Annotated in this window: 8 protein-coding genes; 5 read left to right on the top strand and 3 right to left on the bottom strand. The window is 70.1% G+C overall.

The annotated features are described in order from the left end of the window. Positions 1-381, bottom strand: a 381-nt coding sequence (locus AB0G02_RS22875) for an aminotransferase class V-fold PLP-dependent enzyme (protein WP_360797499.1), incomplete at its 3' end; no start/stop codon positions are given. Between the two features lie 593 nt (positions 382-974). Here AB0G02_RS22875 and AB0G02_RS22870 point away from each other — a divergent pair. Further along, complete coding sequence (locus AB0G02_RS22870; protein WP_360797498.1) at positions 975-1940, top strand: LysR family transcriptional regulator; 966 nt, start codon at positions 975-977, stop codon at positions 1938-1940. Positions 1941-1989: 49 nt separating this feature from the next. On the opposite strand, the gene AB0G02_RS22865 is transcribed toward AB0G02_RS22870, so the two are convergent. Both AB0G02_RS22865 and AB0G02_RS22860 read right to left on the bottom strand, forming a co-directional pair. Continuing rightward, the gene (locus tag AB0G02_RS22865) at positions 1990-2841 is read right to left on the bottom strand and encodes a trypsin-like serine protease (RefSeq protein WP_360797497.1); all 852 of its coding nucleotides are present in this window, start codon (positions 2839-2841) and stop codon (positions 1990-1992) included. 109 nt (positions 2842-2950) lie between these two features. Then, on the bottom strand, positions 2951-3436 hold the full coding sequence (locus AB0G02_RS22860; RefSeq protein ID WP_360797496.1) for a GNAT family N-acetyltransferase: 486 nt from the start codon (positions 3434-3436) through the stop codon (positions 2951-2953). A 404-nt stretch (positions 3437-3840) separates the two neighbouring features. On the opposite strand from AB0G02_RS22860, the gene AB0G02_RS22855 reads away from it, so the two are divergent. From AB0G02_RS22855 to AB0G02_RS22840, 4 genes are all read left to right on the top strand, one after another. Further along, positions 3841-4809: a carbohydrate kinase gene (locus AB0G02_RS22855; protein WP_360797495.1), complete on the top strand. Its 969-nt coding sequence runs from the start codon at positions 3841-3843 to the stop codon at positions 4807-4809. A gap of 88 nt (positions 4810-4897) precedes the next feature. Next, positions 4898-6796, top strand: a complete 1899-nt coding sequence (locus AB0G02_RS22850; RefSeq protein ID WP_360797494.1) for a ricin-type beta-trefoil lectin domain protein — start codon at positions 4898-4900, stop codon at positions 6794-6796. Between the two features lie 156 nt (positions 6797-6952). Beyond that, the gene (locus tag AB0G02_RS22845; RefSeq protein WP_360797493.1) at positions 6953-7318 is read left to right on the top strand and encodes a DUF1330 domain-containing protein; all 366 of its coding nucleotides are present in this window, start codon (positions 6953-6955) and stop codon (positions 7316-7318) included. Between the two features lie 124 nt (positions 7319-7442). Continuing rightward, a partial coding sequence (locus AB0G02_RS22840; protein WP_360797492.1) for an ABC transporter ATP-binding protein occupies positions 7443-8096 on the top strand: 654 nt, incomplete at its 3' end.

Below are 8096 nucleotides of genomic sequence, written 5' to 3'. Positions count from 1 at the left end.
GTGGTCGGCGGAGAACCGGAACACCGCGGTGCCCGGCGGCAAGGTGCTCGCCAGCAGGTTGAGCGAGTCGGTGGTGTTGCGGGTGAACAGCACGGTGGCGTCCGACGCGGCGCCCACGAAGCGCCGGACCGACGCACGGGCCCGCTCGTAGGCGCGGGTGGACACGCGGGAGGTGAAACCGGAGCCGCGGTGAACGCTGCTGTACCACGGCAGCAACCGGTTCACCTCGTGCTGGACCGCGGTGAGGCACGGTGCGCTGGCCGCGTGGTCGAGGTTGGCGTGGGACACCCACCCGCCGTCGACCAGCGGCACGGACACGTTCGCGCCCACGACGTCGGGAATGCGTTCCACATCGGCGGCCGCGGACGACTCGGTCAACATATCGACCCCTTTGTCATTCGCTGTTGGATTGCACTGAACCGATCACGCGATGCACTTCGAGCGGTTTCCCACGATTTGTGCGGAAACGCACGCGGTCATCGCACCGCGATCACGAGCCAGGAAGGTGCGGAGCCCGTTCGAGACATCGTCGACAGGTGTCCACCCGTCGACGGGACGACAATCGTCGACGTGGTGCCGAGCGCGCCGGACGGCGCGCAGCGGCCATCCGGTCCAGGACCGGTGGCTACGACGATCGGCTCGCCCCCGGCGTGATCAGCGGACCCTGGACGCGACGACCGGGACGCCCCGGACGACCTCGGATTCTCCGCACTGCGACTCCCCCAGACCGGATTGCTCGAACACCCCACGAACGCGGGTGGTCGAGCAATGGAATCTGCCCCCAGACCCCAATTCCAAACAGAATGGACTGACCCGCACGTGCGGCCGTGCGGGTCTCGACTGCACGGGGCTCGCCCGGTGCCCTCGTGCTAAAGTGGGATCTATGCTGCCATCAGCTTGGCAGGGCGGTCAATGGCTCATCCATCAGCGTATCCGGGGCGGCGTTAGATCAATCATTATGGATCGACGGGAGCATGATGGTCACTGAGGACCCGACTGTCCACCAACTGCGACTGCTGCTCACCCTGGCCGAGGAACTCCACTTCAAACGCGCGGCCACCAAGCTCTACCTCACCCAGCCGGCGCTCAGCCAGCAGATCCGCTCGCTGGAGCAGCGGCTCGGCGTGCAGCTGTTCACCCGGACCAGCCGGCGCGTCGAGCTGACCCCCATGGGCAAGGCCCTGCTGCCGCTGGTCGAGAAGGTCGTCACCGCGACCGACGACCTCCGCGACGCGGCGGCCCGCTCCGCGGTCGGCGGCGAGCGGCTCAGGTTGGGCGTGTGCGAGAGCTTCGCCGCGCTGGAGGCGACCCGGAGCGTGCTCGCCGCGATCAGCGAGCTGCACCCCGAGCTGGGCCCGGACATCGAGGTGGTCGACTTCGTCGAGCAGATGACCGTCCTGGACGAGGACAAGATCGACGCCGCGTTCGTCTACCTGCCGGCGCCCGAAGGCCTGCACAGCCACCCGTTGACCACCGAGCCCCGGGTGGTGTGCGTCGCCAGTTCGGACCCGTTGGCCTGCTACTCCTCGGTGACCCTGGCTGACCTGGCCGACTACCCGGTGGTGGGCCTGGCGTCGCAGATGTTCAAGGAGGGCCGGGACTTCTGGGCCGCCGACCCCCGCCCGGACGGGACTCCGGTCCGCTACACCAGCCACCACGTCACCCGGTTCGAGTCGCTGCTGTCGATGGTCTCCTTCGGCGGTGCGATCGCCTTCGTGCCGTCCGTGGCGGCACGGCTCTACCCCCGGCCGGACATCCGCTACCTGCCGGTGCTGGACCTGTCGGACTGCACGTTCGGCGTGGTCTGGCGTGCGGGCCGGGACAAGCCGCAGCTCGCGGTGCTGGCCGAGATCTGCCGCCGACTGCGCGGCCAGGGCCTGCCGGCGGGCATCATGCAGCCGCCCACCCCGCTGCCGGAGCTGGAGCCGCTCGACGTCTGACACCGCCCGGGGGAGGGTGGGGTGGGAGCGCGGCGCCTGGCGCCGATCGTCAGGGGAGCGTGACGAAAGGCGCCAGGAACGAGCGGGCCGCGGGGCTGTCGAGGCGGTAGGCGACGTTGGTGGCGTAGCACGGCGCGTCACCGGTGATCGTGGTCGCGACGAGGACGCGCTTGCCGTTGACGGTGGCGAAGTTCGGGCCGCCGGAGTCGCCGTAGCAGACGCCGCCGTAACCCTGGGACTCGATCATGGACAGCCGCAGCCAGTTGTTGTTCAGGGCGTTGAAGCCCAGCGTCGCCTTCATCCGCACGCCGCCGCCGGGGTGGGTCTGGCCGCCCGGCCCCCTCTGCGACTCCTGGGTGCCGTAGCCCACCGCGGTGAACCCGGTGTCGTCCAGGCCCTGCGGCCCCAGGGCGTCGAGCCGCCCGGCCGTGGGGAGCGTCGCCGGGGTGAAGGACCACCGCGCGGCCACCTGCGCGGCCGGCAGCTCGACCACCGCGATGTCGTGCGGTGCGGCGGAGGTGCCGGGGTAGGCCGGGTCGCTGTGCGCGACGCCCTGGACGCCGACGGCCGCCGCCTTCTGCGCGGGGGTGCCGACGGCCGTGTCGAGCGCGGACTGCACGTCCTGGAGCAGCGAGACGTAGAACTTGACGTTCGACGGCCAGTCGGTCGTGCAGTGCGCGGCGGTGAGGAACGTGTCGCGGTCGACCATGGTGCCGCTGCACACCCAGTCGACCCGGTCCGGGGTGGCGGGGTTGGCGTCGTTGTCCCAGGTGGCGACCAGCGCGCCCACCTCGGTGCGCTCCGGCGCGGGCGTCGCGTTGTAGGTGTTGACCGCGAAGGCGGGGGCGGCGGTCACGGCGGCGAACGCGACGACGGCTGCGGCGACGGTGGCTGTGCGCATGTGCACTCCTTGCGTGCGGCGTGAGAGGGCGATTGAACCTCCGTTCCGGTGGCGGGAACAGCCCTGCACGCACGTTGACAAATACCAGGGGCCCGGCCCGTTCCGGGCGTCAGAACTCGCAGTACATGACGTGCAGTCCGACCCGGCCCAGCTCGGGGTGGCGGAAGGCGCCGGGTACCGTGCCGACCACCTCGAAGCCGAGCCGCCGGTACAGCTCGACGGCCACCCGGTTCGACTCCGCCACGGCGTTGAACTGCATGCCCGCGTACCCCTGTCCGCGCGCCCACTCCAGCGCGAAGCGGCACAACGCGGTGCCCACCCCGCGTCCCCTGGCGTCGGCGGCGACCATGAAGCTGGCCGTCGACACGTGCGACCCCGGACCGGGCCGGTTGGCCTGCATGTGGGCCGTGCCCAGCACGCGTTCCCCCTCGACGGCGACCACGGTCCGCCCCGACGGGCCCACGACCCAGGTGTCGCGCCCCTGCTCCGGGGTCATGTCGGGGTCGTAGGTGAAGGTCTCCCGCGCGCGGACCACATCGCGCACGATGGGCCAGACGCGGGGCCAGTCCTCTGCGGTGAAGTCACGGATCAGCATGATCGTCACGCTAGCCAGTCGGTGCGGAGGCCTCTTCCCTGAAGTCGTCATGATTACTTCAGTGTTGATAGAAGACAGTGCTCAGTCGGTCGTGTTGTCTCGTCGCGGGTAACGCTTGCATAACGGCGGCTTGTCGTGACTTGGACCACGCGGCTAGCGTCAACGATGACTTAACGAAAGACCGACTTCCGCGAAGTGTCCTCACGGGACCGGAAGCGCGGCCGTCACCCTGTGCTGCCTGAGTAGCGCCACCCGCATCGAAGCCTCATCGTGCCCGGAGGCCCGTTACGTCAACGTTGACGTAGAGGAGGTAGGCCGTACGGGCTCCTGCCGACGCTGGCAGCTCCCGGTGGTGGCGTCGTCTTTCCCGGTTCCACCACCGCTCCTCCGACAAGGGACACGACATGATCATCGTTGCCGGTGAGGCGCTCGTCGACCTCGTGCCGGACCGCGTCGGCGGCTACCGGCCGCTACCCGGCGGCAGCCCGGCCAACACCGCCGTCGGCCTCGGTCGGCTCGGCACGCAGACCGCGCTGCTGGCACGCCTGGCCGACGACCGCCTCGGCGCCCTGCTGCGCGACCACCTGGAGACCTCCAACGTCGACCTCCGCCACGTCATCCGGTCGACCGCGCCGACCACGCTCGCCGTGGTGGACGTCGACCGGGACGGCGCGGCCGACTACTCGTTCTACGTCGACGGCTGCGCCGACGGCGGCTGGCAGGTCACCGACCTGCCGGCCACCCTCCCGCCCGACGCGGCGCTGCACGTGGGCGGCTCCTTCGCCCTCGCGGTCGAACCGATGGCCGCCGCGTTCGAGACCCTGCTGTCCCGTGAACACCCGCACCGCGTCGTCACCCTCGATCCCAACATCCGCCCGGTGCTCATCGACGACCACGCCGCCGTGCGCGCGCGGCTGCGGCGCTGGCTCGGCATGACGGACGTCGTCAAGGTCAGCGCCGACGACCTGCGGTGGATCGCCCCCGACCGCACCCTCGCGGACGTCGTGCCCGAGTGGCACGAGCAGGGGCCCGCTCTCGTGATCGTCACCCGCGGGGCCGAGGGCGTGTTCGCCTCCGGACCCACCGGGCACATCGAGCTCCCCGGCCTGCCCGTCGACATCGTCGACACGGTCGGCGCGGGAGACGCGTTCATGGCCGGCCTCCTGGCCGCCTTCGACCGCAACGACCTGCTCACCCGGACCAACCTGACCACCATCACCCACACCGAGCTCACCGACGTCCTCGCCTACGCACAACGCGTCGCGGCCATCACCTGCACCCGCCCCGGCGCGGACTCCCCCTGGTTCGACGAACTGCTCCCACGCAACCTCGGTGCACCGCAAAGACTTCAGGACGACCGACACGCGTCTTGATGCCGGGCCGCGGCGAGCCACACCCCGCCCGGACGAGTCCCCGTCCCGCCGAAGCAAACTCCCTTCCCGCAGACGTGAAGAGGCCGGCATGCGCAGATCCACCTCCACGCGACCGCTCCGACGCCGCACCACCGTCCTGTCGGCGGTGGTCGCCCTGTTCGCCGTCACGGCGATCGTCGCCCCCGCGGCACAGGCGGCGTCCTACCCGGAGTACCCCTACGACGCGACCGACTACAACGAGCCGTTCCGCGGCCAGTTCCACTTCAGCTCGCAGGGCGGCTGGATGAACGACGTGAACGCGCCGCTGTACTACAACGGCGTCTACCACCTGTTCTACCAGCACAACCCGCACAGCCTGAACTGGGACACGATGCACTGGGGCCACGCGACCAGCACGGATTTGGTGCACTGGACCCAGAAGCCGATCGCGCTGGAACCGGGCACACACAACGCCACCCTGTTCTCCGGCGGCGGCTGGGTCGACACCAACAACGTCACCGGCCTCAAGACCGGTGCCGACGCACCGATCCTGCTGTTCACCAACACCAACGGCGTGTCCATCGCCTACAGCACCGACGGCGCGCGGACGTTCCGCATGTACAACGGCGGCGCCAAGGTGATCTCGACGCCGTTCGAGTCGCGCGACCCGAAGGTGTTCTGGGACGCCGCGCGCAACCGCTGGGGCATGGTGTTCTGGGGCAACGACGGCGGCAACACCGCGAAGTTCTACAGCTCCACGAACCTGCTGAGCTGGACCTACCGCGGCGAGTTCCGCGCCGACTGGCTGTTCGAGTGCCCCGACCTCTACCAGCTCCCCGTCGACGGCAACACCGCGAACCCGAAGTGGGTCATGCAGGATGCCAGTGGCGAGTACGTCGTCGGCACGCTCAGCAGCGCCGGTGTCTTCGTGCCGGACGCCGGCTGGTCACGACCGCAACGCCTGGACGTGGGTCGCACCGCGTTCGACGGGACGGCCTACGCCGGCCTCACCTTCACGAACACGCCCACCAACCGGGTGGTCCAGATGTTCTGGCAGCCGGGCAACAGGGGCTCGACCTGGACCGGCAACGCGTCGTTCCCCGCGCAGCTCGCGCTCAAGACGTTCCCCGAGGGCCTCCGGGTCACCCGCAACCCGGTCAGCGAGATCTCCACCGTCCGGCAGGCCGCGCAGACCTGGAGCAACCTGACGATCTCCAACGACCTGGCGACGAACCCGTTCAACGGCATCACCGCCGACACCTACGAGATCGAGGCGACCTACGACCTGACCGGTGCCACGGCCACCGACTTCGGCTTCGAGCTGCACCGCCGCGCCGACGGCACGCGTGACGCCGCGATCGGCTACGACCGCGTCCGGCAGACCCTCGCGGACGCACCCATGCCGCCGGTCGGCAACCGGGTGAAGCTGCGCGTCCTCGTCGACCGAGGCCAGTTGGAGACCTTCGGCAACGACGGCAGGATCTCCGTCACCGACAACGTCGACTTCAACTCCTCCAGCGGCAGCCTGGGCATCCGCACCTACGCCAACAACGGCACGGTCCGCGTCGAGTCCCTGACCTTCCGACGCTTGGGCAAGGCGTGGGCGAACGCGCCCGGCGGACCGGACCAGGGCGTCGGCATGATCAAGTGGAACGGGACCAACAAGTGCGTCGACCGCGACGGGGCCACAGCCGCCGTGCAGGTCTGGGACTGCTTGAACGGCACCAACCAGCGCTGGACGTTCACCGCCGCCGGGAAGATCCGGATCGGCAACGAGTGCCTCGACCAGCCCGGCGAGGCCATCGGCAACGGCGCGCAGCTCAAGACGTACGCGTGCTGGGGCGGTGACAACCAGCGCTGGATCCGCGTCGGCGCGAACCAGTACCAGAACGCGTGGTCCAAGCGCTGCCTGGACCTGGCAGCCGGCGACACGACCAACGGTCGGCGGTTGCAGGTGTGGGACTGCGTGGGTGGCCCGAACCAGACGTGGAGCACGCCGACCAACTGAGGACGGCTCCGACAACGGGACGGAGGGCGGACGGCTGGGTCGTCCGCCCTCCGTAGCGGCCGCTCGTCCACGCCACCGCCTGTGCAGACCCGGGCGGCTTGAGGTGCGGGCGGATCCACCGATGCGGACGTGCGGGGAGGAAGGCATGCTGGGGGCATGGCTGTTGATCCCCGCGGTGCGGACTTGAAGCGACTGCTCGCAGAGGACCCGGGCGGGCCGGTGGTGATGCTGAACCTGTTGCGCTTCGCGGAGGACGGTGTCGAGTCCTATCGAGAGTACGCGCGGCACCTGAACGAGACGTTCCTGCCGCGCTACGGCGGTGAGGTGCTCTACGCGGGGACCGGCTCCACCGCGCTGGTCGCCGAGGACGGGCAGAGCTGGGACGCGGTGGTCGTCGTCCGCTACCCGGACCGGGCGGCGTTCAGCCGCATGGTCGCTGACCCCGAGTACCGGGAAGTGACGCGGTTGCGCACGGCGGCGCTGACCGAGGCGGTGCTCCAGGCCACGACTCCCTGGGGCTGATGCACGTCCGGTCAGCGCCCAGGCGCCCGCCGCGTCGCGCCGTCGACCCTTAGGGGTCGGGGAGCCGCCGGACTCAGGGGGCGGCCGGATGCGGTGGGTGGACGAGCGGCCCTAGGGTCCTCGTGTGCCACTCATCGAGACCACCGCGCTGGGAATGCGCTACGACGGCAAGGTGACCGCTCTGGCGGACCTGACGTTGGACATCGAGGCGGGTGTCGTTGGCTTGGTCGGGGTCAACGGCGCGGGGAAGACCACGCTGATCAAGCTCGCGCTGGGTCTCCTCACGCCCACCAGCGGGCGGATCCGCGTGCTCGGACTCGACCCGATCTCCGACGGGCAGCAGGTCCGGGCGAAGGTCGGCTACATGCCCGAGCACGACTGCCTGCCGCCGGACATGATCGCCGCCGAGTTCGTCACCCACATGGCACGGGTCAGCGGCCTGCCCGCCGCGGCGGCACGGGAGCGGGCGTCGGAGACGTTGCGGCACGTGGGGCTCTACGAGGAGCGCTACCGCCGGATCGGCGGCTACTCCACCGGCATGAAGCAGCGGGTCAAGCTCGCCCAGGCGCTGGTCCACGACCCCGAACTGCTGCTGCTCGACGAGCCCACCAACGGACTGGACCCGGCGGGCAGGCGGGCGATGCTCGACCTGGTGCACCGCATCGGCACCGAGTTCGGCATCTCGGTGGTGGTCTGCTCCCACCTGCTCGGTGAGATCGAGCGGATCTGCACGTCGCTGGTCGCGATCGACGCGGGCACCCTCCTGCGCTCGGCGACG

It is taken from the genome of Actinosynnema sp. NPDC023658, assembly GCF_040639995.1.
Lineage (GTDB): Bacteria > Actinomycetota > Actinomycetes > Mycobacteriales > Pseudonocardiaceae > Actinosynnema.
Note: the sequence above shows the minus strand (reverse complement) of the source record. Positions and strands in the feature narration are given on the sequence as shown.

Bases quoted from the DNA above. Each gene is read 5' to 3' on its own strand.
- AB0G02_RS22870 (WP_360797498.1), top strand. From the start codon at position 975: ATGATGGTCACTGAGGACCCGACTGTCCACCAACTGCGACTGCTGCTC.
- AB0G02_RS22865 (WP_360797497.1), bottom strand. From the start codon at position 2,841: ATGCGCACAGCCACCGTCGCCGCAGCCGTCGTCGCGTTCGCCGCCGTG.
- AB0G02_RS22860 (WP_360797496.1), bottom strand. From the start codon at position 3,436: ATGCTGATCCGTGACTTCACCGCAGAGGACTGGCCCCGCGTCTGGCCC.
- AB0G02_RS22855 (WP_360797495.1), top strand. From the start codon at position 3,841: ATGATCATCGTTGCCGGTGAGGCGCTCGTCGACCTCGTGCCGGACCGC.
- AB0G02_RS22850 (WP_360797494.1), top strand. From the start codon at position 4,898: ATGCGCAGATCCACCTCCACGCGACCGCTCCGACGCCGCACCACCGTC.
- AB0G02_RS22845 (WP_360797493.1), top strand. From the start codon at position 6,953: ATGGCTGTTGATCCCCGCGGTGCGGACTTGAAGCGACTGCTCGCAGAG.